This window comes from Okeania hirsuta, from assembly GCF_003838195.1.
GTDB lineage: Bacteria > Cyanobacteriota > Cyanobacteriia > Cyanobacteriales > Microcoleaceae > Okeania > Okeania hirsuta.
On record NZ_RCBY01000104.1, the window covers coordinates 1 to 26,402 of the forward strand.

Below are 26,402 nucleotides of genomic sequence, written 5' to 3' on the forward strand. Positions count from 1 at the left end.
CCCCCAAGTAATGCGTGAACACCCCCGTTGACGGTGGGGTATTAAACCCACAAAGAAAATGATAAAAAAACAGAAAGTATTTGTTAGGGAGTCTTAGCAAATATGGAATGGAGAACCATGTTGGCATGACAGAGACAGTAAGAGTAGAGTTGCCTAGTATTGATAGCGCGATCAATCTTTCTGGTTATCAGGAAGAAAATATTAAACTACTGGCACGACATACAGGGGCAAATGTTGTACTGCGTGGACAAGAATTATTTATCAGTGGCACGGCAACTCAAATAGAACGATGCCAACAAATTGTGCGATCGCTCGAAAGCCTCTGGAAACATGGTAAAACCATTACTGGAGTAGAAATTCTCACTGCTCGCCATGCTATTGAGACTAACCGTCAAGATGACCTACAAGAACTTCAACAAGACGTTCTAGTTAAAACCCGTCGTGGGTTAGAAATTCGTGCTAAAACTTTCCGTCAACGAAAATATGCACAAGCTATCCGCACCAGCGATATGACTTTTTGTGTGGGTCCTGCTGGTACAGGTAAAACATTTTTGGCAGCACTTCTAGCAGTTAAAGCACTTTTAGATAACCAATATGAACGTTTGATTTTAACTAGACCTGCTGTAGAAGCTGGAGAAAAATTGGGATTTTTACCAGGTGATTTGCAACAGAAAATTAATCCCTATTTACGACCTCTATATGATGCTCTTTATGAATTAATAGAACCAGAAAAAGTAACTACTTTGATGGAGAAAGGCACTATTGAAGTTGCGCCTTTAGCATATATGAGAGGTCGAACTCTGAATAACTCTTTCGTGATTCTTGATGAAGCTCAAAATACCACCCCTGCTCAGATGAAAATGGTATTAACTCGCTTGGGTTTCCGCTCAAGAATGGTGGTGACGGGAGATATTACTCAAACAGATTTACCTCTAAGTCAAAAATCTGGTTTAGCAGTTGCTATGAAAATTCTGCGAAATGTAGAGGGTATTGCTATTTGTGAACTATCCCAAGCAGATGTGGTACGACATCCTCTAGTACAGAGAATAGTTGCTGCTTACGAGCAGTATGAAAAATAAGACGTTGCTGAATTAGTGTATGATATTAATATTAATTACTTAGGAGTCAACCCACCCCTAACCCCTCCCAGGAGGGGAACAGGAGTTAGGAGGGGAGAAAGAAGAAGAAACAAGAGAAGAATAGAAGGAGAAAGTTTTTTTGTTTAGCTACGCGATATGTAAGGCGGAGCGCGGAACGGAGTTTTATCCCTAGTTGTCTAGTTATTATATCATATCTTAAATCGCCAACGCCAAAAATAAATAATTAAATAATATTTCTATCTATGACTACTAACCTAAAAGATTTTTTAGAAGCTTGTGAACAATTGGGAACTTTACGTTTAATTGTGACAAGTACTGCTGCCGTATTGGAAGTTAGGGGCAAAATTCAAAAGTTATTTTATGCTGAACTTCCTAAAGGCAAGTATGCCAATATGCACACCGATATTGTTGAGTTCCATCTAAACATGGATATGATTAAACAGGTAAAGTTTGAGACTGGGGAAGCAAAAAGAGGAAATTTTACTACTTATGCAATTCGTTTCTTAGATAGTGAAGATAAAATTGCTTTGAGTGCATTTTTACAATGGGGAAAACCAGGAGAATATGAACCTGGACAGGTAGAATCTTGGCAAGGGTTGAAAGAAAAATATGGTGAAGTTTGGAAACCTGTTCCTGTGGAAAGTTTGGAATAGTTACAGAGGATTACCTAATGAGTTTTAATGAAAATTAAACTATGTATTGTATGGTTAAATACTAATAATTAGGGTATCCTCAAAAGTCCTAAGTTTTAGCTTAAGGAACAGAAAGTAGGGAAATTTTTCTTGTTACAACCCCAGAATTTTACTCCTTTATCTTCAAAAAAGATATTACTTTTGATACTATAAAAAGCTCTCAACTAGAAGTTTTTCAACCTTTAATCCAAAATTACGAAGATCGATCCTGAGACTTGTCGCTTAATTTTGATAAGTCCAACCCACAATTTTACAATTTTGTTTTGCCACTTTTAGGGTTTTATTTAGCGACAAGTTTATTATTTTAAAACTCTGAAGGGTTTTTCTGCAAACTCTAAATAATCTTTTTTTTGCCTATAGGATAAAGTGTATTCGGTATTTCTATCTACTGTCTATGATATTAAGTCCGGATAATTAGTTATAAAAAAACCTATCCTCTTACACAGGGCAAATCTCCCTATTATCGCTGCTTCCCGCTCCCTACTCCCTGATTTATAAGTATTCAACCGGACGTGATATTACTCTCAAGCTCCCAAAAATTTTCAGGCAATTTTCAATAATATCTTTTTTTGACAATCGTTTAGTTATTGTGTATGATTATCAATAGGCGTACATTTTTGATAAAGTACCGTGGCCCTTTACACACCATCTTCATTTAAAGCAGAACTAAATGACAAAGGTTGGCGAATGACTCCCCAACGGGAGACCATTTTGCACGTTTTTCAAAATCTTCCTAAAGGCAATCATCTGAGTGCCGAAGATCTTTATAATATGCTACAAAATCGGGGTGAAAGAATTAGTCTATCTACCATTTACAGAACTTTAAAGTTAATGGCAAGGATGGGAATTCTAAGAGAACTAGAACTAGCGGAGGGACATAAACATTATGAGATAAATCAACCTTATCCCCATCATCACCATCATCTTGTCTGCGTACAATGCAATAAAACTGTTGAATTTAAGAATGATTCTATTTTAAAAATTGGTCTTAAGCAGACAGAAAAATCTGGGTTACATCTCTTAGATTGTCAATTAACTATTCATACAATTTGTTATGAAGCCCTAAGAATGGGCTGGCCTTCTCTAGTATCTTGTGAATGGTCTTGTCCACGAGCACTTGCAGATGCGGAAAATTCTGAATAAAAAAACTCTGAATAAAATAAACAACCCCACTTAATCTCTGAGTGGGGTAAATAAAAAAAGATTTATAAATCTAATAATTAGTTTCCAATATCTTTAGCACTTAAACCATAATGCAGATGAGCTTTCGCCACTGCTACTCTTGTTTCTGAGTTGTAAACTCCATTTAATGGACCAAAATAAAATCCTTGTAGCCGAAGTCTCTTTTGCAGTTCTAAGACATTTGCTTGACTACCTATATAAGTAGCTCCCCCTTTGGAAGCACTTGGATTAACAATCATAGGATGCCTTAGAGCTTGCAATGTATTTCTTGTAGCTACTCCACTGGCGTTTGTTCCCGCATCTTGCTGAAAACGTCTGACAGCAAACTCAGTCGCAGGTCCAAAAACACCATCAATGACACCAGGATAATAACCCAATCTTGTTAACAAAATCTGGAGTTGTTTTACCGCCAAACCTCGATCACCCCTTCTGAGAGAACTTGAGTAGGAGTATTGCCTAGTGGTGTAGTTTTGCCTGGAGTCAGACACAGGACCTGGGGGCAGAACTTGACTAGGATTAAATAGAAATGATTGAGTTGTTGGTCCTACTATACCTGTAGGAGTAATTCTATTCCTCCTTTGAAATTCAATTACTGCTATCTCAGTACTTCGATCAAAATAGTTAGTTATTTGTCCTTGATAATAACCTAAATTTTTCAAACGTTGTTGTAATTTTCCTATCTCTACACCTGTTTCTCCAGGTCGAAGAAATACTTTCTCCACAGGAACAGGTCTAGTGCCAAACAAATATTCTCTAGTTGTAATACCTACCTGACCCGTAGGCGTAATTCTGTGAGAGTTTTGAAATCTGATAACTGCAGTTCTAGTATTTTGGTCATAAATACTATTGATTGGACCTCTGTAAAACCCTAATTCTGCTAACCTTCTTTGAATAATTGCTACTTGAGGGCTAACTTGTCCAAAAGATAATGGTCTTGTTGAAGAATTTAATAGGGAAGAATTAATTTGATTAGACCTCTTACCTACAAATAGTAATGACCAAGTAGTAGGTTCAATTTGGCCTGTTACTGTAATACCATTGTCTTGCTGGAACTGTCTTACAGCTCTTTCTGTAATAGGACCATAATAACCAGTTAGATTAGCAGAAAAATAGCCTAATTCTCTAAGTTTTCTTTGAACTGCAGCCACCGTTGCGGCATTATCTCCACGTCTTAGATAGACTGCACTATTAGGGGAAAGAATTGCATTGCTTTCTGGTCTAAAGTTAGAAGTGCCAGAAAAAAAAGAGCTTGTTGCTATTTGTCCTTGGTATGTTTGACTAACATTAAAATAACTATTTGTTTCAGGACTAGGAATTTCTGGCCTTCTAGCCCAACAAGAATCAATAATAATTAAATTAATTATCATTTTTGATAAAAAGTTTATGTAAGCGAAGCTAGAAAGTTTTTCCCATTTGAGTCCTTCAATAAGTTTGAAGTCTTTGTTTTCTTGATTAGCCAGAAAAACTTCTATATATGCAAGAGATTCCATAAATTTTCCTGGGGTACTTTAACATTTTAATACTAACAAACTCAATCAATTTAGTTTGTTATCTTAAAGAAGTTATACCAATTTTATGTGAGGCTGCACAAAATCATGAAATTTATTACTTGTCTGCCTCGATCTACAGTTAACTCTGATTAAAATATTATTTTATAACAACTTCATATTAATTTGGTATTATAGCAATTCTCAACAGAGTATAATTCAGAAAATTATTATGAATAGAAATTGAGACTTTATATATTTATATATAACTATAATAAAATTTCTAGCCGATCAAGAGAGGGGAATATTTGAATCTATCACTTCAAATATTCACATAAATTTCCCTATTAAATATAGAGGCTTTTTTCTCTCCTTGTAAAGACTTCTATATTTTAGTTTATGTTTATTCTTTATTAAACTGCTATTAGTGTATTAAATTATTAGGTAGAATAACGTACTGAAAGAACATATATAGGTTAATTTAATTTAAAATTTCCTATCTAATGTTCTATCATTTTGCCGTACTATAAAATGCTTAAACTAAACCTGCCCGGTCAAAAATCAGAGCTACTAAAGCAGCAAAAATAGTTATTCCTAAAGCAGTTAAAGGATTTTGACCCTGACTAACAGCAAAAGAAGTCACTACACCAGCTCCTAAAGCAGCAGTAACGGCAGCAACCAATGGATCGCGGTTTGAACGATTTTTGTACATAATTATTAATTCCAGATAGATTTGTTAAACAATTCATAACTAACAACGTTGTTTCAACCTATCACTGAATTAATAATTAAGATGGAAATTATCCTGGTTTTGCAATTAAGATTAAAATTTCTCTAAATTTCTTAACAAATCAAGACTATTTAATGATAAATTTTTTGCAGAAGTTGGGAAAAGGTAGCAGAGAAGATAAAAAAATTAAATAATTACCTAGAAATATGTTTTTATACTCAAAATTTATATTTATTAGGTAAGTTTTCAATGATATTAAAGAATAGAGAATTTACTCCAATTTTTCAGTATTACCACCTGATACCCACCCTGTACGATTACTTCCATCATCCACTCGAATTCTTTGCCATCTTTTATCTGAACTGTCTTCCAAAACTATAACTTTTTCTTGATAAGAAACACCACCAATACGATTAGCATCTCTGCTAGGAGTATCCCGTAAAATCAAACCAATAGGTTCAACTACAATAGCTCTGTAAGCTCCAGGGTCTAATTGATTAGATAAATTTTTATTTGTAGTTCCTGGAGAAGACGTACTCACTTTTTGGGCGATAGGTTTTTCATTAGTAAATATTGGTTTTTCAGGCATTTTCGTTAGTTTTGCTGCAAAGTAGAGCACTGATGCTGCACTAGCACCAATGAGCAATAGTATTGCTAAAATAAACCCTACTAAAAACTTGAATAAGCTATAAAAATTCATAACTTTAATAACCAATTTCATAAAATATTACTACAGTCACAATACAGGGAATAGGGAATAGAGAAAGAAAAACATAATCAAAAAGGTTGATTTTTTTATTTTATGGAATATAGATTTTTTTATTGTAGGAATCAATCACAAATTAAGATGTAATACCAAGGGTGAAAAAAGAACGTTAAAAATAAACTGGCTAGTAAATAATTAATAATTAATAACTAACAATTAATAATTTGCCTAACACCTAACACCTAGAAAGTTATTTGTAGGAAACATTTATCAATAATTAAGTATCACTATTTTCTTCTTCCCTCTTCCTTCTTTCCTCTTCCTTCTTCTGCTATTCTAAAAATTACCTTTTAAGCCACCATATCTAGAAGCAAGACGTGCTTTACCTGCTGCTGCCCAATCTTGTAAAAACTTAATTTGTTCTTCTGCAGTCCTAGCAAGAGGGATAATTTGACTAGCAGACTCTAAAATATCCTCAGTAGTAAACTCACGATTTTGACTAAATCCAATGTGCATAGCTTCAATTAGAGATTGTTCTATTTCTGCACCAGAAAAATCTGGAGTTTCATAAGCTAGGCGATTTATATCATAATTTTTGATATTGTGAGGTCTTAGTCGAGATAAATGTACCTCAAAAATAGCTGTTCTTTCTTCTTGGTTAGGCAAACCAACAAAAAATATTTCATCAAACCTGCCCTTTCTTAATATCTCAGGAGGTAAAGATTGAATATTATTAGCAGTAGCTACCACAAATACAGGAGATTTTTTCTCAGCTAACCAAGTAATAAATGTACCAAAAACACGACTGGTAGTACCAGCATCTCCTTGACTTTTCAACCCTGCAAAACCCTTATCAATTTCATCGATCCAGAGAACACAAGGTGCTAAAGCTTCCGCAATAGAAATCATCTGTCTTGTACGAGACTCCGACTCTCCGACCAACCCTCCAAACAAACGTCCCACGTCCAAACGTAGTAGAGGCAAATGCCAATGATGAGCGATCGCTTTAGCAGTAAGAGATTTGCCAGTACCTTGTATTCCTACCAAAAGTAAACCTCTTGGATGAGGCAAACCATATTGTCTGGCCCTTTCAGAAAATGCTCCTCCACGTCGCAATAACCAATCTTTAAGGTTATCTAAACCCCCAATATCAGAAATATTTTCACGAGCAGGATAGAAATCTAATATTTGAGTTTGGCGGATATTTTGACGTTTTTCTTCTAATATTAAATCAACATCATTAAGCTGTAGTTCTCCGTGAGTAGCAATTGCCTTAGCCAAAACTCTTCTAATTCTTTCAATAGATAATCCTTGAGCTGCTCGAACAACTTCATCTAATAAACGTTTGTCTAAAGATTGACCCATTGCCACTAATAGATGTTCTACCTCTTGGGAAATTTCTTGACTATTTGGCAGTGGGAATTCTATAATTGTGATAACTTCAGTTAAATCTTCTGGAACAGATATTTGAGGAGCAAGAATAACTAGATTTTTAGGTTGAGATTTTAACTTTTTTGCCAAATTTCGTAGTTTTCTCGAAATAGAAATATCTTCCAAAAATCTTTGAAAATCACGCAAAATAAAGACTGCCGGAGCAGATTCCGGTAACTTTTCCAAAAGCTCTAAACCTTGGAGAGGATTTCTTTTTCCCCACCCTATATCATTAGGATTATTTTGATATCCTTCGACAAAATCCCATATATAAACCGCTCTATTAGCCTGTCTTTTTGCTGATTGAATAATTGCATTTTCGACTCGCTCTTCTTCCCTAGTTTGGATATAAATTATCGAGTAGCGCGAACGTAGTAGTAGTTCAAATTCTTCTTGAAAACTCATAATATTTTTTTGTCAGTTGCCACTTTGATAATCTTCAGTGTATTGCCAGTAAAAAACATTTTTTTATATTTAATATTTAACAGCTAACTGTTCTGATTAAAATTTCAATTATTATTTATATTCAGTTGTTTTTTGATAGATTCTAAACCAGCCCATCGCCGGTCTATCATTAATGAAGAGCCATTTTTTTCAGATAATTTAATTCCCTGGCAATTTTTATCGCATAACTTTCTGGGAGGAACTGCCAAACACAACTGTTCATATACCCATTCTTTAGGGTTAAAATATCCATCTGGAGGTAAAGTTTCCACCAAATCTTCCACAGAATTTTCTACTTCTATCTGAAATAAATCCTTTTGCTCTTTAATTTCTTGAAACCAAATTAATTCTTTTGGAGCGATCGCCAATTTATAGTTGTACTGTTTTAAACATCTATCACAAGTGAGAGTAATAATTGTTTCTGATTTTCCTTTAACTTCCAGATAATTGCCATGATGAGTTACTTGTAAATAGCCTCTAACTGGAGTCAGTGTGTCCAAGTCTGATATAAATTCTTCAAACTTAATAGCCTCAGTCTGCTCAGTTTTTTTTAGTAGACTGGGAATATGTATTACTTCCATCTTCCTTATACCTCACTTATTCCATATCAGCTATTCAGAATTCTGAGTTTGACATCCTCTCCCATTAAATCTCGCGATTATAACGTGAGACTCCCAAACCTCACGATTTGGATTGCGCAGATTACATGGTTAAAGTTAATAGTTAGCTTTGTGATTCACCGTAACCCAGTAAAACCTAAACTTTTGAGCATCTCTTAAGATTTATTTTACAGATACTTTCTTAATGGAGTGCTTATTGTTTGTTTGGTCGCGATCCATCTCCCGGTATAATCTCAGATTTACCGGGAGTCCTCTCGCTCCATTTTTGATAGAATTCTGAATTTGCTTTACTTACACTAATGATTTTAATCTCTATAACTCATTCTTTTCTCCAAATATTTTCTATATATTTTCTATTGGTAGTTAGCTTCTAATTTTCACTACTAAACGGCGGTCTGGTTCCTGTCCATGACTGTAAGTTTCTAAATCTTCACAGTCTTGAAGCATAGTATGTATTTGACGACGTTCGGCAGAAGATAGAGATGTTAACTCATGCTCTTCACCAGTCAAACGTACTTTTTTTGCTGCATACTCTGCTATTAACAAGAGTTCTTCTTGACGGCGAACTCGATAACCTGCTATTTCCACAGTGTAGGACAAATGTTGTTCTGAATCGTTACCTATATTCAGAATTGTATTAACAAGGTACTGAATTGCATCAATTACTTTGCCATCAAATCCTAGTAGAGTAGAAATTTGTTCTTGTGTCAGATTAGTCTCATCTATGATTAACCAATAGCCGTCTTCTTGCTCTTGAGCTATGACTTTTGCTGGAATTTCTGCTAAGTTTAGCAGTTTCTCTAGCCATCGCTTTCCTTGGTCTAGTCCTTGCTCTATATAATAACTATCGTTCATTACTAGCATTAAGCTTTCTTCTTAGAACGTCCTGGTTCAAAGGGTAGTGCTTCTCTTCCCTTTCCTGTTTTTGTTGTTTTTGGTTGTGACTCTTCTACTAATTTCTGCAGGTTTTCAGGTAATGGTTCTTTAGATAAAATAAAAGCCTGAACCGTTTGAAATATATTAGCGATGAGCATATAAAGTAGCACACCTGCTGGTAAAGGAGTAAACAAAAATATTCCTGAAAACAAAATGGGAGTAATTTTGTTGATGGAGTCTTGATTAGGATTAGCATTGTTAGCACCAGGTCCTTTTCCTGATATTGTCTGACTAGCATAGATACTAACTCCAAAACCAATCACCATAATTAATATATCCCAGTGAATCGCCCCATTGTCATCAAATGCACCTACACGACCAAGAGCTTTGATAAATAGAAATCCTTTGTTTGCTGCAATTCCTGGGATAGTACCTTGAATTGTAGCGTCCCCTGGTTGTAAAGCTACTAAGTTACCGTCTCCATCAATTTGAACTCTTTCTGAACCTTTAGTTATAGTCCATGTAGGTTTAACTTCAGTTTGATTATATTCCTGTTTCAGAGTTTCTAGAGATTTACCCTCTACTGTTTGAAATTCGACGTGAGTTTTATCTCCAACAACTAACTTATTACCACTAGGCATCAAGGCCAAAATCGGAAAGTGGACACCATCATTAACATATATATTTTGAGGTGAAGTTGTATAAGCTTGTGGCTGAATTCGCTCTAGTTGTTCTTGAGGAAATATTTGTACATCTACAGTGTAGTTAATATTAGTAAAGGGCGATCCACGCAGAGTTGCAAATAAGGCAAACAGTATAGGCATTTGAAATAGCAATGGTAAACATCCTGCCAATGGATTAAACTCTTTCATCAGTTTAGCCATTTCTTCCTGCTGTTTTTGTGGATCGTCTTTATAGCGTTTTTGAATCTCCTCTTGTCGCTTTTTCATCAAAGGTTGCGTAACTTTCATCTTACGCATATTCCTAATTGACCCCGCATTTAACGGGTAGAGACTTGCGCGAATTACAAGAGTTAAAGCTACGATCGCTAGACCATAACTTGGTACGATCCCGTAGAAAAAATCTAGGATCGGCAGCATTATATTGTTGGAAAGAAAACCTATACCAAAATCCATTATTTTATGTCAACCTTGGGGCTGGTGATATTTCTAATTTCGACTATTTTTAATTTTTGATTACTATATAATAAAGGTATCTAGTTCAATACATATAAATTAGTCATTTATAAGAACATTTACTAGGTCGATATTATAGTAGTAGCTAATTGAAAGACATAGTAGCTTTGAAAAATAATAGTTAAATAACTATCAATTAGTAGGACTATTAGTTTTTTGAGCTTTTGCAGCCATCTTTTCAGTTATGTAAGATTCAATTTCTCTAAATCTTGGTATTGCTCTTAGTTCTAAACGAGTACCATTTCTGAGAGTAACTACTAAGTCCCCCCAAGCTCCTAATCCTCTGGGGACTTTTGCTATTTTGACAATTTCTGAGTAAACAATATCTGTTCTATCTTGTCCCATCCAGCCTCCAATCACGGAAACTCGCCTATTAGTAATCCTATAACGTAGCCATAAAGCTCTAACAATAGCAGCAACAGTTAGAGGTAGGCCAATAATTGTTAAACCAATTAATAAGTTAAGAATTAAATCTCCTATGTGGGGACCACCTTCATAAAAGGCTTCCTCTCGAATACCCATCCAACACCTCCACTTGTGTCAATAACTCTTCTAATTGTTGCAGAAATTGAGAATAATTGCACTGTTGAGCTGTTGGTTTAACTACAATCACTATATCCCATCCTTTGGAAATGAATGGCAACATTTGACGTAAAGCTGCTCTAATTTGGCGTTTAATTCGATTTCGGACTACTGCTCCTTTGCTCACTTTTTTGCTAATAGTAATGCCTATGCGAGTAGGTCGCAGAGATTCTAAATTATCTGTACCTTGAGGTAATTTAGGCTCTTGCTGATGACGCAGAGCCTTTAATGTCAGATCAGAACTATTCTTGCGAATTCCTTTTTGATATACAGCACCAAAATCTTTATAATGACGCAGCCTGTTTTCGATAGGCAACATAGTGAGATTATTTAAAATTTGTCTATAATCATCAGAATTATTTCTAGTGTCGCTACGCGGAAGTCAAAAGTCGTAGGAAAAAATGGCATTGGCTAGCGCCAAGCTGCCGCTAACGCCCTCTAAAGTATTGATTGGTAAGGCTTTTAGGATTTTGTAACTTGTTAGTTATTTCTGCCATCCTGCACTAATTTTCTTTTTCTAATAGACTGCTAGACGCTCCCGCCCTTTTTGCCGACGTGCTTTAATTACTGCTCGGCCATTTCTAGTACGCATTCTTGTTCTAAAGCCAGATACTCTTCTTCTTTTTCTACTTGTTCCATGTAAAGTCCTTTGAGTCATTTTTTCTACTCCTTAGCCACTAATCTAATAACAATTTAAAGTCACAATCCCTAATCATAGCACGTATATCATATAAAGTAAAACAGGGCAAATCTATCGTCTATTTTTCAATCAAATATTCTATTCTATGGTCAAAAGCCATGTGCCAATATAACGTAGTAAAGGCACATCACCAGGAGTCCTAATATTGGCATTAAAGTGGTACATTCCACCAAATCTGGGATTTCTGACATTGCTGAAAACTACTTCAATTTTATTACCCGCAGGAATAGGTTCAGCAGGGTAAATTTCGACAAAATTATTTTCTTTGTCCCATACTATTTCATCAATAGGTATTGATTCTGGTTTTTCTGAACTTCCTCCCCCAACACGAATTTCTATTTTGTCAGTATCAAATGAACCTTTGTAGTAATTGGGATAAAAAATTGATAACTGGGCAACTGCTAAATTTAATTTGTTTGCTGGTATCCGTAGTCGATAACGATCCCAAGTCCCAGACCTACCAGAATCTAAACGGAAGTTTAACTGATTTTTTTGTTCTGGGCCACCAAATAATGTAAATCCTGGCATCCCTTGAGCCAAGCTAGCAATTGGTACACCTGTTAATAAGCAACTGCTAACCAGCAAAGTAGAAAGTATACGTTTCATAAAACTTCCTCTAATTTTAAAATCTCTTCACTAAAACTTTATCAAGATTTTATATATACGGCTAGTGCTGCTACGCGGAAGTTAAAAGTCAAAAGTTAAAAGTCAAAAGCGAGTGCTAATTGGCGAGGTTTCCGTTTCCTCCAGAAACACTCCGCGAACAGAATGTAAGACGCACATCTGACAGTCAAAATTGATTTGTAATTTTTGTAACTGGTCAGTTATTTTCGCCATCCTGCATTAGGGATTTTGAAAATAGACATCTGAGAGAGTAGGGAGTAGGGAGTAGGGGAAATAATTGATGATTTATTTATGATAATTGATTTGATTTTTGATTTTTGGAGATGCCTAATAGTATAAACAGGATTTTTAAAATAGATATTTCCACCAAAGTAGGGAGTAGGGAGTAGTATCTCTATTCAAACTGACAAATTAAAAATATTGACTTTGAGAGTAATCTCCACAAATTTATTTAATACCCTCTTTATTTAGCAATTTTTTTGAATTTGTTCAAGCTTCAATAATGACCAAGTATTTAGTCTTAAAAATCACATATTTTCTTAATGTCCACCTTGAATTCATAAGACAAGTTAAAGATAGCAATGAGCAACGAAATATCAGCCTAATAATTATTAGTAAAAGAACAATAAATATAGCTATAGCTAGCTAACTCAGGCCCATTATTTTAGGTAGGGTTCTTAGGTAAGGAAATCAAACTTTAAGTAGACAAGGAGAATTTATGAGAATAGCAGTAGCTAAGGAAACTCTGGTCAATGAATCCCGTGTGGCCTTAGTTCCCGATGTTATAGCACGATTAGTTAAACAGGGATTAGAAATCCAGGTAGAAGCAAGTGCGGGAGAAAAGTCTTTCTTCTTTGATGGAGCTTACGAACAAGCTGGAGCAAAAATAATTTCTGATAGTGACGCCCTGTGGCGTGAAACAGAAGTACTTCTAAAAATTGGGGTACTACAGGAATCAGAAATTGATAAATTACCAGAGGGTACTGTTTTAATTAGTTTTCTCGATCCTTTAGGAAACCCTGCTATCGTCCAACGTTTAGCGGAACGGAAAATAACTGCATTCAGTATGGAGTTGATTCCTCGTACCAGTAGAGCGCAAGTTATGGATGCTTTATCTTCCCAAGCTAATATTGGTGGATATAAAGCAGTTTTGCTTGCCTCTGCTGCTTTACCCAAGTTTTTCCCAATGCTAACTACTGCAGCAGGTACTATTAAACCTGCAAAGGTATTAGTAATGGGTGCGGGGGTTGCAGGTTTACAGGCGATAGCTACTGCTCGTCGTCTAGGTGCGGTGGTAGAAGCGTTTGATATTCGTCCAGAAGTTAAAGAGCAAGTGCAAAGTTTGGGAGCAAAGTTTGTAGATGTAACTCTCCAGGAAGATACTGTTGCTGAGGGTGGTTATGCCAAAGAACTTTCTGAGCAAGCTAAACAACACACTCGCGAAGTTCTCACCCAACACGTTGCTGCTTCAGATATTGTAATTACTACTGCTCAAGTTCCTGGTAAAAAAGCACCATTGCTAGTAACTAAAGAAATGGTAGACCAAATGAAACCAGGTGCAGTGATAGTTGATATGGCAGCATCACAGGGTGGAAACTGTGAATGTACTGAAGCAGGCAAAAACGTACAGTGGAATGGTGTGACTATTATTGGTCCGGTCAACTTGCCAGCAACTATGCCAGTTCATGCTAGTGAATTGTATGCCAAAAATATTTCTGCTTTGCTCAAGTTGATGATTAAGGATGGAGAGCTAAATCTTGATTTTGAGGATGATATCATTGCTGGTGCTTGTGTTGCCCATGGTGGTGAAATTCGCAATCAAAGAGTCAAAGATGCTTTAGGTGTTGCTGTTGGTAGTTAGTTAAGCAGTCAGCAGTCAGCGATCGGCACTCAGCAAGAGCGTTTTTTCTTGTTGAGAAGGAATTGAAAACCTTGCTAATGCCGTATAAAAGTCAAAAATTAACTGTAAAAGGACTATGAGTGAAACATTAATTGCAGCTTTATTCGTATTCGTCTTGGCATCATTTGCCGGATTTGAAGTAATTAATAAAGTGCCTCCAACTCTGCATACACCCCTGATGTCTGGAGCTAATGCTATTTCAGGGATTGCTGTTTTGGGCGCACTAATTATCGCTGGTGACAAAGATTGGAATGTCACTGTGATTTTAGGTTTAATTGCTGTAGTATTTGCCACCATTAACGTAGTTGGTGGATTTTTGGTTACAGACCGGATGTTGCAAATGTTCAAGAAGAAGGAGGCTGCATAATGAGCGATTTTATACCTACCGGAATCCAATTAAGCTACTTGGTAGCGGTATCCTTGTTTTTCGTGGGACTGAAAAAGTTGGGTTCTCCAGCTACAGCTCGTAATGGTAATTTATTAGCATCAGTGGGAATGTTGATTGCTATTGTAGCAACCCTGCTAGAAAAAGAAGTAATCAACTATGAAATGATTTTGGTAGCAATTGTTGTCGGTTCAATTATTGGAGCGATCGGTGCTTACAAAGTAGAAATGACTGATATGCCTCAAATGGTTGGTTTGTTCAACGGTTTGGGTGGTGCTGCTTCTGCGATGGTGGCAGTAGGTGAGTTTTGGCGGTATTTGGCTGTTGCTCAGTCTCCTCCATTGCCTACTACTATTACAGCATTATTGGGCGTATTAATTGGTGGCGTAACTTTTACAGGTTCTGTAATTGCTTTTGCTAAACTACAGGGAATTATGAGTGGTTCTCCGATCACTTTCCCATTGCAACAACCTGTTAATGCTCTCCTATTTGGTGGGTTTATTGTTGGTAGTGTCTATCTATGCGTTACACCATTCAACTTACCCATATTTTTAGCATTGGTAGGCGTATCCCTAGTATTGGGTATAATGTTTGTCATCCCTATTGGTGGTGGCGATATGCCAGTTGTGATTTCTTTGTTGAACTCATTTTCTGGACTAGCTGCTAGTGCTGCTGGTTTTGTGGTGATGAACAATATGTTGATCATTGCTGGTGCATTGGTTGGTGCTTCTGGAATTATTCTCACAGTAATTATGTGTAAGGGTATGAACCGTTCCTTGACTAATGTACTGTTTGCTGCATTTGGTACTGGTGAAGGTGGTGGTCCTGCTGCTGCTGGTGGTACAACTGATAAGTCTGTTCGTAGTATTGACCCTGAAGAGGGTGCAATGATGTTGGGTTATGCGCGTTCTGTGGTAATTGTACCTGGTTATGGTATGGCTGTTGCTCAAGCACAACATTCTGTCCGTGAGTTGACAGACCAGTTGGAAGGATTGGGTGTTGAGGTTAAGTATGCTATTCACCCAGTTGCAGGACGGATGCCTGGACACATGAATGTATTGTTGGCAGAGGCAAATGTGCCTTATCCCCAGTTATATGATATGGATGACATTAATCCTCAGTTTGACCAGGCAGATGTAGCTTTGGTGATTGGAGCGAATGACGTGGTTAATCCGGCGGCGCGTGCGGATCAGAATAGTCCGATTTATGGAATGCCCATTCTCGATGTTGATAAGGCAAAGCATACTATTGTGATTAAGCGCGGTCTTAGCACTGGTTTTGCTGGTGTGGACAATGACTTGTTCTACAAGGATAAAACTATGATGCTATTTGGCAGTGCTAAGGATATGGTTGCTAAGTTGGTTTCTGAGGTTAAGCAACTTTAATTCGGGGTCTTAAAATTAAATTTAGCTGTGGTAAGCGCATAATATTTGTCTCAAAGCGCTTACCTCTAACCCATTCAATACTGAGCATTGTTCATTGAGCAATGCTCATTTTAAGTGTTCCAGAGTAAATTATTTTTCATTATTTTGTTTGCTCTTGTTATTCCTTACAGAAGACTACACGAACTTATACCAATTCACTTAAAAAATGTCACAAATAGTTGGTAACTGATGAAGTCAAATAATAAGCTAAAATTACTGTAGAGTAGAGGTTTTAATATAGTTCCGGATAATTAGTTATTGTATGATGAGAGGAGTCAGAACTCAGAACTCACGAGTCAGTAAGAAGAAAGGATGAGAGTTGGAATTATCTGGGGATATTCCGGCATTTTATCATTTTCTTTGTGGGTTTAATACCCCACCGTCAACGGGGGTGTTCAAAATTACTTGGGGGAGCGTAGACGCGGAGCGGCCCTTTGTTGACTATCCCCATGTAATTTTCCTCCTGTCTCCTGTCTCCTGTCTCCTTCTTCAAGTCTGCATTGAATGGAAGTAGAAAGTGCGATAACTGTATAACCGGATTTTATATAAGTGTCTAAAATATCACTTCTGACTTCTGACTTTTGACTTCTGACTTTAGTGAAACGAACTTAGTTGGTCATTTTCTCGTCTTAAATATTTTCAATATTTTCAAAAAAGTCTCTGAATATAAATATCTATTGTGCTATTATAGAAGGTGAGAATAAATTCGGTTATAATGTTTGTTTATATTGAGGGCTACTTTCCTGTCGCTATTGACAAGCTTCTCTCCGAAATCTAAATCTCTACAAAAATCTTAATTTTGGAGAATATCTATGTCAATTTATGTAGGCAACTTATCCTACGATGTCACGCAGGATGATCTATCTGAGGTTTTTAAGGAATATGGTTCTGTTAAACGGGTTCATTTACCAACTGACCGTGAAACAGGACGCGTTCGTGGTTTTGGATTCGTGGAAATGGATACTGAGGCAGAAGAAGAAGCGGCCATTGCTGCACTTGATGGTGCTGAATGGATGGATCGCGAAATAAAAGTTAATAAAGCTAAGCCACGGGAGGAAAGACCTTCCTTTGGTGGCGGTGGTCGCAGAAACAACTCTCGTCGCTACTAATTTAATTCATTTTTATTATTAAAGTTAATTATAGGACTTAGTTTAGCTCCTATAATTATCAAGAAAGAATTTAGGTAAGGGAAACGTTGGATTAACAAAGTGCAGAATTTTGAATTGAATTCTGTAAAATTTTTATGTTTCGCAAGTGCGTTTAAGACCCTCTAGCAAACATAAAATTTGGTAGTCTTTAATGAGTGATGGGTCTTAAATGCCTAATTAATGCTTTTTCCTGTCTACTAACTCCTAATTTCTTCTTCAAGATGTCCAATTGACAAAACGGGTATAAAAATAAGCGATCGCCTCTCCAACAACAGTCCGCATACCTGCACTAGACTGCCACCATCTGTGAGGATTATAATCTTTAGGTTCAAGAGCAATCACACCTACCTGAATATCTGGACTGAAAATATTTCGATAAATCATCCAGCTACGGCGAGCGTGGGGTCCTAAGGTATAGATATTGATAGAGTTTACTTTCATATGAGAAGTTTTTAGCCATTCTTTAACCGCAATAGCAGAGGCAGCAGTGCGATACTTAACAACTTGAGGAGTTGGTATCGCAACTACTCGGTCTGGATCGACACCCAAGGCAATTAAAGTTGCGGCTGTTAGTTCGGCAAAGTTATTGTATTCTGATAGATAATATCCCTTACCTATGGGCGAACCTGTGGTAATTAATTTTTGATAAGCACCTTGCTGAAATTCAGTGATCGCTAACTTTACTGCATAGTCAGACATCCAACCCTCAACTATTAGTATATCTGCTTTTATGGGGGAGGTTAGTGCTAAGAATGAATAAATATTAAAGCAGCAAATCGTAATTAGAAAGATAATTAATCCTAGAATTAATATCCATACCTGGATTATTAAAATTAATTTTTCCTGCCATTGTAATAAAATGTTTTTTGGATACATTTAAGTAATCAACTAAGAAGTAAAGAAGAAAGAAAGTAACAGATTTCATCTCACACTAAATCCGGTTAATAAAACAGATTTATAATTTTTTTCTGTTCTTTACTCTTGACCTTCATAAGTAATTTATTTAAACTGAATTTTAGATAATATCAATTACTAAAAATCTTGCTATACTTGAGTGCTTTATAAGTTTGCAAAATCAAAGTTATGAGCGTAGTAGGACTTTTGGTAGATTAGATTCCATCAGGGTTGAGGTACAACTATAGCGGGCAAGATGCCCGCAGTGGTAACATTTAATTGTTAATATATGTCTTCATATACTTGGAATCTGCTGTAAATGTTGTTATTCTGTTTTTCCTGACTACTGACTATTGATTACTTTTACTCTTAACTAAATGTAGGTAGCAAAATTTTTTAGATTTGCTATAACTGCTATCTATTCAAAAAGACTCAATCTTCTTGATTTAACTTCAGTAATATTTACTGTTAATAGCTCTTTCTAGCTATGAGCTACTTCTTCTTGTTTTTTGTGTAAATACTCAAAAACACTCTTATCACCAATATCTGGAGGTATTGCTTGGAATACCTTTCGGATAGCAAAAACTATAAATAGAAATGCCCAAATTCCCAATAAAAACTCTTTGACTTCAAGTAATAAAAAGTCAGCCATATGAGATAGTAGTAAAAAAGGTACTAAAGGTGTGAGGAATTTTGTTTCTAGGCGGTTAAAACAAAAAGCTTCTTTGAAATAAATACCAGTCAAGGCAGCAAAGGTAAAACCAACACCCAAAATGGTAATTGGATTAGTGTAAACTACTAAGAACAGGGGCTGAGTACTGTTAATTGCTAAGATTACTGTAGTAATAGTCCCTATAATCCAAAATAGTTGGAGTAGTCGGTGTAAAATGGCCATATAGATATGAATAGTGACTAAACTTAGACCTAAAGCTAGACAAAAACAGCCATAGATGGGTGTTAGTGCTTTAATCACTGCTGGGTTGTTGCCTTGCCATAAGACTAAGGTGCTGCCTAATGCAAAACTAAGGGCAGCTATCATCAGGCCACTACGATAAATAATGACACTAAGGCGATCGCTTTTTGTGATCGTAAATTCTCCAAAATGTCCTTGATAAACTATCGGTTTTGGAGATTGTAGTATTTGTGTCATAATTTACTCCTAAAGAAATATAGATCGACTGATTTTTTTTACTTATAGATATTTTTAATCATAAACCTGGATAAGGGGAGAACTTTATGCCAAAATCTAATCAAAAACAAAATAAAAATAAGTCTCAACCTGATACCAGAAAACTAAAACCAATTGAGATTGATGAGACTATTATATCAGGGAAAACTGGTAAGTTGAATAATGGAGAAAATATAACTATTAGTGTACCTATTGATAATTTTTTACAGCAGATCGGTGCTTTTCAAGGGATGGAAGATGATGATCAAGCAGAACAAATTAATTTAGAAGTTTTTGAGCAAAAGTTAGAGGAAATTTTCAATACAAGTAATTTCAAAGTTAATCAAAGTAATTTAAAATCTTTTTTTAAATATCTCAAGCAAAATCTTGAATTTCCTTGTTTAGTAACAGGAATAGAAGAATTTGAGTGGGAAGTATATTATACTATGGGTCCAGGGAGTAAAAAAGAATATCAGAAGCTGAAGAAGAAAAAACCATCCTATACAGATGTGTTTAATCTGCTAAAGTTAGATGATAAATTAGATTTAGAGTCTGGAATCTTAGCAGAATTGGAGCGCACTACAGATAGTCAAAAATTTATATTGCCACTAGCTGAATTAGAAGCTGTTATGGAAGATTCTGAGAATGCTGAATTGTTAGAAGATTATTCTATGTGGTTTTTTACTTATCTATAATAAATTGAAAGTGGCCCTAAGAACTAAGTAGGGTGTGTGACGGTACGCTTACAATTTAATTTATGGAATAATGGTCGGTTTGACACCTCACGAACCGCGTGCTGTTGGATAGTGCATTACGTAACACCCTTGGTACCCTACGCGGTCTTATATTTATTTGACAAACACTCTCTAAAGTGCTGTTGAAAGATATATAAGGTGTAATATCAAGTCTGGTAGCATCAGTATTGTAAAGGTAAGGAAGGACCGAAGTTGGAAGAGGGAAGAAGGCTTTAGTTATCTAGAACGGAAGACTTAAAAGTCCAAAAAAACTTAAATTTTTTGTAGATATTCACCCTTGGGTTTATACATAACGATACCAGCGGACATGATATAACTACACACTCAAATATCGAAATCATTTGATATCATTTGATATCAATTGTTAATCTTTTCACCAGTTGGTGTATTTCCTGGAATAATTGCAAAGTTTTTGGCTAAACTTTTACACCTTTTTCTAATCAAATTACTTTAATAATTAAAACTAGATTTTATTTATTATATGAAGGATAAATATAGCAGAAGGAAGAAGGAAGTTGGAAAAATTTGTGTTGTCTAAATTTTAAGGTTTTAACATTTTAAAACCTAGCTAATTAGGAGTACGAATGTGCTTCATATTCTAACTTTAAGATATCTAATAGCAAACGTAGAATAAAGAATGTTACGAATTAATTTTGGCCATTAAAAGACTTTACAGTAGATATCTCTTTGACTAAAAAGATAGATAATACCAATTTGATAAATGTTTGCTACAAATAGTTAGGCTATTTCTTAGGAGTAAACCCACCCCTAACCCCTCCCAGGAGGGGAAGTCAGTCGGACCGAGTCACACGATAATTGCTTCAATACCAGTTTGAACGGTCGTAAATTCTCTTTTTCGTCAAAGGGACATTTCCTACAAAATCTTTTGATCGCACTTATTATTTGAACACATTCTTTTTTCAAATTGGTAGAAGTTCCGACTTAAGAAATCCTACAGAAGCTATTCATTCTGACTCCTGTATGTTTTTCTACCAATGGCTTTATCCGATAAAATTTAATTTATGAAATTATTTACAACTGCTTGATTGAGTAGTAATTTTCTTGTTAGTTTTCAACCTGAAATCTGAAGAGATTTTGGTGGAGATTTCAAAGTATATATCTGAGTTTCTGTAGCGATCGCCTGTCGTACATTCAAAGGTATTTGCAACATTCCTAACAAAGAAATACCATCCATAACTTTTAAACCACCGATAGTTTTTTCTGCTAATAAAAGGTCTACTTTTTCTGGGTTTGGTGTAGAGGAAAGTTCTTGGTCGGAAGCAATAACAAATCCTAATGGAGTTCCAAAACTGGCAGAATAAGGCTCTACAGAATAAGTATAATTAAACACAGTTTGTAAAGTTTTAAGCACGCGGACATGAAGATACATTTCGGCAGGAGAAATTGAACCTGCTTGTATCATAACAACTCCATCAGGAGATAAAATTTGGCGAATTTTTTGAAAGTATTCCTGAGTAAATAAGGGAAAAGACGGACCAGACTCAATAGGGTCTGTCAGATCGGAAATAATCACATCCCAAGTTTCTGAAGAAGAGTTTAAAAAATTCTGAGCATCATCAATAATTAGTTCTACCCGAGGGTCTTCAAAAGAATTTTGGTGCATTTCTGGTAGATACTTTTTGCAGGCATCTACTACTTCCCCATCTATATCAACCATAACTAATTTTTCTACAGTTTTCCAGCGTAATACTTCTCGTAATGTTGCTCCTTCTGCACCTCCAAGTACTAAGACTTTTTGTGGCGACCCATGAAAAATCATTGCTGGATGTACTAAGCATTCATGGTAGAGAAATTCTTCTTTGGTGCACGACTGCCACTTATTATCTAGTATTAAAGCTTTGCCATAAATACCTTCAACAATATGCATTTCCTGGTATTTAGTTTTTTGATAAACCAGCACTCGATCGATGCCATGTTTATAAATATCCCAAGGTGTAATTTGTTCAGCGAACCATAAGTTTGTATTAAGTTTAGCACCTGCCATTGATGGTTTTCCTCCGAATAAACATTTAATTGTAGCATTTTTAGACTTAAAGTCGGTATGGCGTTTTTATGTGGGATGTGGAAACCAAGTGTTATGAAAAAGGTATGGAGGGAATAGTAAAGAAGGGAGAACAGCATTAAATATTAGCAAATACAAGGAGGTAAAGCAATCAATAAGCGTGCTTTTTTTATTATAAAAAACCTTAACCTACATTTACATCTCATATAAAAAAACTATAGTTTAAATAAAAAAAAGAACAATTAAACGAGGGAATAAAAACCTAGTAATGGTCTATTCAGTTATCAGTTATCAGTAACTCCTGGAATAGGGAAGCTTTGAAGATTCAGGATTTTCTTTTTTATCTCTTTATAAAGATAAAAATTGAGGCCGGATATTTTTTGTTAATTTAAAAGAGAAAAAGGATTATTTTGACTCCTCAATACTTAACACCATATCCCAGTTTTATATATATTTTTATGCCTGCCTAGTTAATAAGTGCTGATAGAATTTTGAGGCATAAATAAGGAGGTATTTCAGTTTCCAGATTTTGGTTTCTTATCAAACTAAGAAAGGTTATAGCATTTCTCAAGTTACTGAGGTGCAATGACATTTCTTCTTTTCTCACAGGAGTGCGCTATTAGGTGCGACAAACGCACCTCGCGGGGTCACACCGCTATTCCCTGTTGCCCGAATTACTACTCCCTATTCCCTAAAACCAAGGAATTTTGTAGTTCACGCTTCTTAGGAATTGCTATATATTTTTTCTAGTGCGGGGATTAAATACTGAGTTAAAGTAAAAGCATCTACTCCTAACTCGGTTCGTTTTTTTGCTGCTAATATTGCTGCTTGAGCGTGCCACCAAACTGCTGTTTTGACAGCTTCGAGTGGTAGAGTTTTAGCTGAAGTAATAGCTAATAAACCTCCAACTAATCCTGTTAATACATCTCCACTACCTCCTCTTGCTAATGCAGGGGTGCTTTCTGGATTAATCAATATTTTTTGACTATTGGCAATAATTGTTTTTGCTCCTTTGAAAACTAAAATCAGGTTACTGTTTTTAGTTACTTTTTTAGCTGATAATATCCGATTATTAAGTTGATTTTCTAGGTGAGGAAATAGACGTTTAAATTCTCCTGGGTGGGGTGTAATAATTGTTGGTGCTTGACGCTGACTGACTAAATAATTTTTTTCTAAATTATCACAAATATTTAAAGCATCAGCATCTAGAACTATCGGACAATTTACGGATAATATTGCTTCTACTATAGATTTAGGTTCTGTGGTTAAACCAGGTCCGCAGGCGATCGCTTCAAATTTACTTAAATCTATATCTTTTGGTAATTGTTTTATTGTTCCGGTTTCTGTTTCGGGACAACCAATAATTAGTACTTCTGGTAAATGATTATTTAGTATAGGTTTAATTGATTTTGGTACGGCAATTGATAACATTCCGACACCTGTTGCTCTAGCTCCTAATCCTGTTAAAATTGCTGCTCCACTATAACGATGGGAACCTACAATTAATAATAAATTACCGTTTTTATATTTATAGGTTGTTGGAGAAAGAGGTAAGGGGAAATTTGTTATAGCAGATGTTTTTGTGATTCTTTCAATAGTGGGAAATTCTCCTAAAATTTCTGTAATATCTGCCAGAGGAATATCAAAATCTATTAATTCGGATGTACCTATATATTCTAAGGCTTGGTCTTGTAAAAATGCTTGTTTCCACAGACCTAAACAAAATGTGTGTTTAGCAGAAATTGCTGTTCCTAAAACTTCTCCTGTATCTGTATGAATTCCAGAAGGTAAGTCGATACTAAATATCTGTTTTTTCCAACTATTAATTTGATTGATTGCTACAGCTAAATCTCCGGTAATTTCTCGTTCTAAACCAAAGCCAAATAAACCGTCTATGAGCAAGTCGCAATTTTTGACCGGGGAAATATTATCAACAAAATTAACTCCTAAAGATTGGAGATACTTACTATGAGCATTTGTTAATTCTTTAAGTTTTGGTATCGGGCAGTAAACTATTATTTCATAACCTTGGAAATATAATTCTCTGGCTATGACTAAAGCATCTCCGCCATTATGACCAGGACCTACTAATATACCAATTTTACTAATATTACGATTGAATAATTTTACGATTCTTCGTGTTACTAATCCTGCAACTTTTTCCATTAATGCTGCTACTGGCATTCCGGCAACAAATATTCGTTCTTCTATTTGTCGCATTTGGGCAGCAGTAACTACAAATTTTTCTTTAGTATTGTTCATTGATTTTAGGGAGTAGGGAGTAGAGAGTAGGGAGTAGGGAGTAGAAAAGAAGAAAAAATGTACCTCAATAACTTGAGAAACGCTATATAAGATTCAGCAAACCCTAATTACCTATGTTTAAAAGTATAGGACTTACTAAAAGGATTTTTTGTCTTTTTTCTTCTTGATACATAAGGGACTTGAAATTTTACTTAAAGCAGTTTTGGAGGGTGCATCTCATATTTACAAAAATACTTTTTTCCTATATATTCCCTATTCTCTATTCCCTATTCTATATTCCCTGTTGCCTGTTGCCTAAAAATGTATTTCAATCAACTTTTAAATTTAACTTCTGACTGACTTTTAACGACCAAAGTAAATAACCACATTAACAAACCCCGAATCTAATAAATAGCGTTGCCACTTTTCTGCTATTTCTTCCTTTTCAAAAGGTCCTATCGCTACATTTTCGGGAATTTCTGTCACTTGAATACCTTGGTCGGGAATTCCTAATAATCGCAATTTATATGTAATTAAAGCTAAATTTGTTGACTTACTAGGAATTAATAAATAATAAGATTTACTATTACTTAGTCCATAAGCAATTGAACGTTTAACTGGAGGATATACACTAGCTGCTAAAATTGCAGGTTTTACAGGTTCACCAAAAGCTTCATTTGAATCAAGTTTTTCTAGTTGGGCATTAATTCCTCTTTCTTCCAAATAATCTAACAAATCTAAAGCGAAAAATAACTGAGAAAAACTTCCTACTTGAATTACGTCGTTGCCTGCAAAAGAGCGCAATACTGCCCTTGGTTCGATTTTTCGCCGAATAATTCCTAACAATAAGGCACTGTCTGATTCAATATAGACAACATATCGTAAATTGGGAAATGGATTTACTTCGATGGGATTAAATATTGGTTCTTGTTGTCGAATTGATGGTCTTACTGTTGATGGAGGTAATACTTCAAAATTTTTGGGAAAACTGGAATTTTCTGCTATTAATGATGTCTGTTTTTTTGTATTGCTATTGGAACTAAAAGTTGTAGTTTTGCTTTGACTTTTATTGGTTGGTAAACTTTGACTTGCAATTACTTTACCCTGAGCGATAGTTTGGTTATTTATCGCTAAAAATCCTCCTAATATAATTGATAATAATGATTTTTTTGAAATTCTGTAGTTTAATATTAAAAATAATTGGTTTAGCATGGTGAGTCGAGCCAATAAATGATGATTTTTAGTAGGCGTTTGAACATAGTTTATTACATGGGTAAAACAAAGTGAAATTATATATAGCAATTCCCAAAAAGCGTGAGGTACAAAATTATTTTGCTTTAGGGAGTAGAGAGTAGGGAGTAGGGAGTAGAAAAAAAGAAAAATAACTGTAAATCAGTAACTTGAGAAACACTATATAGCAGTCCTAAATTATCTTTTTATTTTGGGTTTAATACCCCACCGTCTACACGATATTAACAATTGGTTGGGGTTTGAGTCCCCATCCATTTTTTCTTCCTTCTTCTTTCTTCTTCAATAGTGAAAATTTTATTGGTTGCTATTTGCCATTTCCTATTTACTTTTCCCTAAAAGTCTAATGCCAAATTCATTTCTAAATTGCATAGAACAATATTTTAATCAGAGTTGACTTGAAATTAAGACAGACAAATTAATAAATTTGATAATTCTGTGCAGTCTCATATATAGCAGTGGAAGGAAAGGTGAGGAAATATCGAGAACTTAAAACTCAGAGAAAGTAATTTTTTTCCTGCTTCCCTTTTTCCTTCTTCCTTCTTTCTTTCTTACTTAAGATTAAGACAGAAAAATTAATAAATTTGATAATTTTGTGCAGTCTCATATATAGCAGTGGAAGGAAAGGTGAGGAAATATCGAGAGCTTAAAACTCAGAGAAAGTAATATTTTTCCTGCTTCCCTTTTCCTTCTTCCTTCTTTTTTCTTCCTGACTTGAAATTAAGACAGACAAATTAATAAATTTGATAATTCTATGCAGTCTCATATATAGCAGTGGAAGGAAAGGTTAAGAAAGATCGAGAACTTAAAACTCAGAGAAAGTAATTTTTTTCCTGCTTCCCTTTT

General features: G+C 35.3%; 25 protein-coding genes. 9 read left to right on the plus strand and 16 right to left on the minus strand.

Annotated features, from left to right (window positions below; genetic code table 11):
- Window positions 1–125: 125 nt before the first annotated feature.
- The 4 genes from D5R40_RS17530 (at window position 126) to D5R40_RS17540 (ending at window position 2,935) form a co-directional block, all read left to right on the plus strand.
- Window positions 126–1,079: a PhoH family protein gene (locus D5R40_RS17530; RefSeq protein ID WP_124147121.1), complete on the plus strand. Its 954-nt coding sequence runs from the start codon at window positions 126–128 to the stop codon at window positions 1,077–1,079.
- A gap of 15 nt (window positions 1,080–1,094) precedes the next feature.
- Complete coding sequence (locus tag D5R40_RS41215) at window positions 1,095–1,226, plus strand: hypothetical protein (protein ID WP_282433645.1); 132 nt, start codon at window positions 1,095–1,097, stop codon at window positions 1,224–1,226.
- A 116-nt stretch (window positions 1,227–1,342) separates the two neighbouring features.
- A complete protein-coding gene (locus tag D5R40_RS17535) occupies window positions 1,343–1,753 on the plus strand; it encodes a ChuX/HutX family heme-like substrate-binding protein (RefSeq protein ID WP_124147120.1) in 411 nt (136 codons plus the stop codon).
- Window positions 1,754–2,422: 669 nt separating this feature from the next.
- Window positions 2,423–2,935 (plus strand): ferric uptake regulation protein, encoded by a 513-nt coding sequence (locus tag D5R40_RS17540; protein ID WP_124147119.1) that lies wholly within the window; start codon window positions 2,423–2,425, stop codon window positions 2,933–2,935.
- 77 nt (window positions 2,936–3,012) lie between these two features.
- Here D5R40_RS17540 and D5R40_RS17545 read toward each other — a convergent pair whose 3' ends face one another.
- From D5R40_RS17545 to D5R40_RS17590, 11 genes are all read right to left on the minus strand, one after another.
- Window positions 3,013–4,464 carry a peptidoglycan-binding domain-containing protein gene (locus tag D5R40_RS17545; protein ID WP_124147118.1) on the minus strand — a complete coding sequence of 484 codons (1,452 nt, stop codon included), beginning with the start codon at window positions 4,462–4,464 and terminating at the stop codon, window positions 3,013–3,015.
- A gap of 532 nt (window positions 4,465–4,996) precedes the next feature.
- Window positions 4,997–5,173, minus strand: coding sequence for a hypothetical protein (locus D5R40_RS37060; RefSeq protein WP_192901198.1), 177 nt, complete (start codon window positions 5,171–5,173; stop codon window positions 4,997–4,999).
- A gap of 289 nt (window positions 5,174–5,462) precedes the next feature.
- Window positions 5,463–5,891: an SH3 domain-containing protein gene (locus tag D5R40_RS17550; RefSeq protein ID WP_124147117.1), complete on the minus strand. Its 429-nt coding sequence runs from the start codon at window positions 5,889–5,891 to the stop codon at window positions 5,463–5,465.
- A gap of 342 nt (window positions 5,892–6,233) precedes the next feature.
- Window positions 6,234–7,733 (minus strand): Ycf46 family AAA ATPase, encoded by a 1,500-nt coding sequence (locus D5R40_RS17555; protein ID WP_124147116.1) that lies wholly within the window; start codon window positions 7,731–7,733, stop codon window positions 6,234–6,236.
- Window positions 7,734–7,837: 104 nt separating this feature from the next.
- Window positions 7,838–8,353, minus strand: coding sequence for a YceD family protein (locus tag D5R40_RS17560; protein WP_124147115.1), 516 nt, complete (start codon window positions 8,351–8,353; stop codon window positions 7,838–7,840).
- A gap of 402 nt (window positions 8,354–8,755) precedes the next feature.
- A complete protein-coding gene (locus D5R40_RS17565) occupies window positions 8,756–9,256 on the minus strand; it encodes a Jag family protein (RefSeq protein ID WP_124147114.1) in 501 nt (166 codons plus the stop codon).
- Window positions 9,256–10,404 carry a membrane protein insertase YidC gene (gene yidC / locus D5R40_RS17570; RefSeq protein ID WP_124147113.1) on the minus strand — a complete coding sequence of 383 codons (1,149 nt, stop codon included), beginning with the start codon at window positions 10,402–10,404 and terminating at the stop codon, window positions 9,256–9,258. Before yidC ends, D5R40_RS17565 begins: the two co-directional genes overlap by 1 nt.
- A gap of 192 nt (window positions 10,405–10,596) precedes the next feature.
- Window positions 10,597–10,986 carry a PH domain-containing protein gene (locus tag D5R40_RS17575; protein ID WP_124147112.1) on the minus strand — a complete coding sequence of 130 codons (390 nt, stop codon included), beginning with the start codon at window positions 10,984–10,986 and terminating at the stop codon, window positions 10,597–10,599.
- Complete coding sequence (rnpA, locus tag D5R40_RS17580) at window positions 10,958–11,365, minus strand: ribonuclease P protein component (RefSeq protein ID WP_124147111.1); 408 nt, start codon at window positions 11,363–11,365, stop codon at window positions 10,958–10,960. The genes D5R40_RS17575 and rnpA overlap by 29 nt, the downstream gene beginning before the upstream one ends.
- Window positions 11,366–11,563: 198 nt before the next feature.
- A complete protein-coding gene (gene rpmH, locus D5R40_RS17585) occupies window positions 11,564–11,704 on the minus strand; it encodes a 50S ribosomal protein L34 (RefSeq protein ID WP_124147110.1) in 141 nt (46 codons plus the stop codon).
- Between the two features lie 120 nt (window positions 11,705–11,824).
- Window positions 11,825–12,352 (minus strand): DUF2808 domain-containing protein, encoded by a 528-nt coding sequence (locus D5R40_RS17590; protein ID WP_124147109.1) that lies wholly within the window; start codon window positions 12,350–12,352, stop codon window positions 11,825–11,827.
- Window positions 12,353–13,088: 736 nt separating this feature from the next.
- On the opposite strand from D5R40_RS17590, the gene D5R40_RS17595 reads away from it, so the two are divergent.
- The 4 genes from D5R40_RS17595 to rbp all read left to right on the plus strand — a co-directional run bounded on the left by D5R40_RS17595 (window position 13,089) and on the right by rbp (window position 17,188).
- On the plus strand, window positions 13,089–14,231 hold the full coding sequence (locus D5R40_RS17595) for a Re/Si-specific NAD(P)(+) transhydrogenase subunit alpha (protein ID WP_124147108.1): 1,143 nt from the start codon (window positions 13,089–13,091) through the stop codon (window positions 14,229–14,231).
- A gap of 115 nt (window positions 14,232–14,346) precedes the next feature.
- Window positions 14,347–14,637 (plus strand): NAD(P) transhydrogenase subunit alpha part 2, encoded by a 291-nt coding sequence (locus D5R40_RS17600; protein WP_094678584.1) that lies wholly within the window; start codon window positions 14,347–14,349, stop codon window positions 14,635–14,637.
- Complete coding sequence (locus tag D5R40_RS17605; RefSeq protein WP_124147107.1) at window positions 14,637–16,040, plus strand: NAD(P)(+) transhydrogenase (Re/Si-specific) subunit beta; 1,404 nt, start codon at window positions 14,637–14,639, stop codon at window positions 16,038–16,040. Before D5R40_RS17600 ends, D5R40_RS17605 begins: the two co-directional genes overlap by 1 nt.
- A gap of 851 nt (window positions 16,041–16,891) precedes the next feature.
- Window positions 16,892–17,188 carry an RNA-binding regulator gene (rbp, locus tag D5R40_RS17610; RefSeq protein WP_124147106.1) on the plus strand — a complete coding sequence of 99 codons (297 nt, stop codon included), beginning with the start codon at window positions 16,892–16,894 and terminating at the stop codon, window positions 17,186–17,188.
- Between the two features lie 255 nt (window positions 17,189–17,443).
- On the opposite strand, the gene D5R40_RS17615 is transcribed toward rbp, so the two are convergent.
- Together D5R40_RS17615 and D5R40_RS17620 are read right to left on the minus strand one after the other, a co-directional pair.
- Entirely contained in the window at window positions 17,444–18,103 is a 660-nt protein-coding gene (locus D5R40_RS17615) for an ElyC/SanA/YdcF family protein (RefSeq protein WP_124147105.1), read from the minus strand.
- A 499-nt stretch (window positions 18,104–18,602) separates the two neighbouring features.
- Window positions 18,603–19,271 (minus strand): DUF2301 domain-containing membrane protein, encoded by a 669-nt coding sequence (locus D5R40_RS17620; RefSeq protein ID WP_124154981.1) that lies wholly within the window; start codon window positions 19,269–19,271, stop codon window positions 18,603–18,605.
- Between the two features lie 86 nt (window positions 19,272–19,357).
- Here D5R40_RS17620 and D5R40_RS17625 point away from each other — a divergent pair, with 86 nt between their 5' ends.
- On the plus strand, window positions 19,358–19,984 hold the full coding sequence (locus D5R40_RS17625; protein WP_124154982.1) for a calcium-binding protein: 627 nt from the start codon (window positions 19,358–19,360) through the stop codon (window positions 19,982–19,984).
- 1,132 nt (window positions 19,985–21,116) lie between these two features.
- On the opposite strand, the gene D5R40_RS17630 is transcribed toward D5R40_RS17625, so the two are convergent.
- From D5R40_RS17630 to D5R40_RS17640, 3 genes are all read right to left on the minus strand, one after another.
- Window positions 21,117–22,049, minus strand: a complete 933-nt coding sequence (locus tag D5R40_RS17630; RefSeq protein ID WP_124154983.1) for a spermine/spermidine synthase domain-containing protein — start codon at window positions 22,047–22,049, stop codon at window positions 21,117–21,119.
- 741 nt (window positions 22,050–22,790) lie between these two features.
- Window positions 22,791–24,329, minus strand: a complete 1,539-nt coding sequence (locus D5R40_RS17635; RefSeq protein WP_124154984.1) for an NAD(P)H-hydrate dehydratase — start codon at window positions 24,327–24,329, stop codon at window positions 22,791–22,793.
- A gap of 342 nt (window positions 24,330–24,671) precedes the next feature.
- Window positions 24,672–25,520, minus strand: coding sequence for a hypothetical protein (locus D5R40_RS17640; RefSeq protein WP_124154985.1), 849 nt, complete (start codon window positions 25,518–25,520; stop codon window positions 24,672–24,674).
- Window positions 25,521–26,402: the final 882 nt, after the last annotated feature.

Excerpts from the sequence above, each read along its gene's own strand:
- D5R40_RS17530 (WP_124147121.1), top strand. The coding sequence starts at position 126 with ATGACAGAGACAGTAAGAGTAGAGTTGCCTAGTATTGATAGCGCGATC.
- D5R40_RS17535 (WP_124147120.1), top strand. The coding sequence starts at position 1,343 with ATGACTACTAACCTAAAAGATTTTTTAGAAGCTTGTGAACAATTGGGA.
- D5R40_RS17545 (WP_124147118.1), bottom strand. The coding sequence starts at position 4,464 with ATGGAATCTCTTGCATATATAGAAGTTTTTCTGGCTAATCAAGAAAAC.
- D5R40_RS37060 (WP_192901198.1), bottom strand. The coding sequence starts at position 5,173 with ATGTACAAAAATCGTTCAAACCGCGATCCATTGGTTGCTGCCGTTACT.
- D5R40_RS17550 (WP_124147117.1), bottom strand. The coding sequence starts at position 5,891 with ATGAATTTTTATAGCTTATTCAAGTTTTTAGTAGGGTTTATTTTAGCA.
- D5R40_RS17555 (WP_124147116.1), bottom strand. The coding sequence starts at position 7,733 with ATGAGTTTTCAAGAAGAATTTGAACTACTACTACGTTCGCGCTACTCG.
- D5R40_RS17560 (WP_124147115.1), bottom strand. The coding sequence starts at position 8,353 with ATGGAAGTAATACATATTCCCAGTCTACTAAAAAAAACTGAGCAGACT.
- D5R40_RS17565 (WP_124147114.1), bottom strand. The coding sequence starts at position 9,256 with ATGCTAGTAATGAACGATAGTTATTATATAGAGCAAGGACTAGACCAA.
- yidC (WP_124147113.1), bottom strand. The coding sequence starts at position 10,404 with ATGGATTTTGGTATAGGTTTTCTTTCCAACAATATAATGCTGCCGATC.
- D5R40_RS17575 (WP_124147112.1), bottom strand. The coding sequence starts at position 10,986 with ATGGGTATTCGAGAGGAAGCCTTTTATGAAGGTGGTCCCCACATAGGA.
- rnpA (WP_124147111.1), bottom strand. The coding sequence starts at position 11,365 with ATGTTGCCTATCGAAAACAGGCTGCGTCATTATAAAGATTTTGGTGCT.
- rpmH (WP_124147110.1), bottom strand. The coding sequence starts at position 11,704 with ATGACTCAAAGGACTTTACATGGAACAAGTAGAAAAAGAAGAAGAGTA.
- D5R40_RS17590 (WP_124147109.1), bottom strand. The coding sequence starts at position 12,352 with ATGAAACGTATACTTTCTACTTTGCTGGTTAGCAGTTGCTTATTAACA.
- D5R40_RS17595 (WP_124147108.1), top strand. The coding sequence starts at position 13,089 with ATGAGAATAGCAGTAGCTAAGGAAACTCTGGTCAATGAATCCCGTGTG.
- D5R40_RS17600 (WP_094678584.1), top strand. The coding sequence starts at position 14,347 with ATGAGTGAAACATTAATTGCAGCTTTATTCGTATTCGTCTTGGCATCA.
- D5R40_RS17605 (WP_124147107.1), top strand. The coding sequence starts at position 14,637 with ATGAGCGATTTTATACCTACCGGAATCCAATTAAGCTACTTGGTAGCG.
- rbp (WP_124147106.1), top strand. The coding sequence starts at position 16,892 with ATGTCAATTTATGTAGGCAACTTATCCTACGATGTCACGCAGGATGAT.
- D5R40_RS17615 (WP_124147105.1), bottom strand. The coding sequence starts at position 18,103 with ATGTATCCAAAAAACATTTTATTACAATGGCAGGAAAAATTAATTTTA.
- D5R40_RS17620 (WP_124154981.1), bottom strand. The coding sequence starts at position 19,271 with ATGACACAAATACTACAATCTCCAAAACCGATAGTTTATCAAGGACAT.
- D5R40_RS17625 (WP_124154982.1), top strand. The coding sequence starts at position 19,358 with ATGCCAAAATCTAATCAAAAACAAAATAAAAATAAGTCTCAACCTGAT.
- D5R40_RS17630 (WP_124154983.1), bottom strand. The coding sequence starts at position 22,049 with ATGGCAGGTGCTAAACTTAATACAAACTTATGGTTCGCTGAACAAATT.
- D5R40_RS17635 (WP_124154984.1), bottom strand. The coding sequence starts at position 24,329 with ATGAACAATACTAAAGAAAAATTTGTAGTTACTGCTGCCCAAATGCGA.
- D5R40_RS17640 (WP_124154985.1), bottom strand. The coding sequence starts at position 25,520 with ATGCTAAACCAATTATTTTTAATATTAAACTACAGAATTTCAAAAAAA.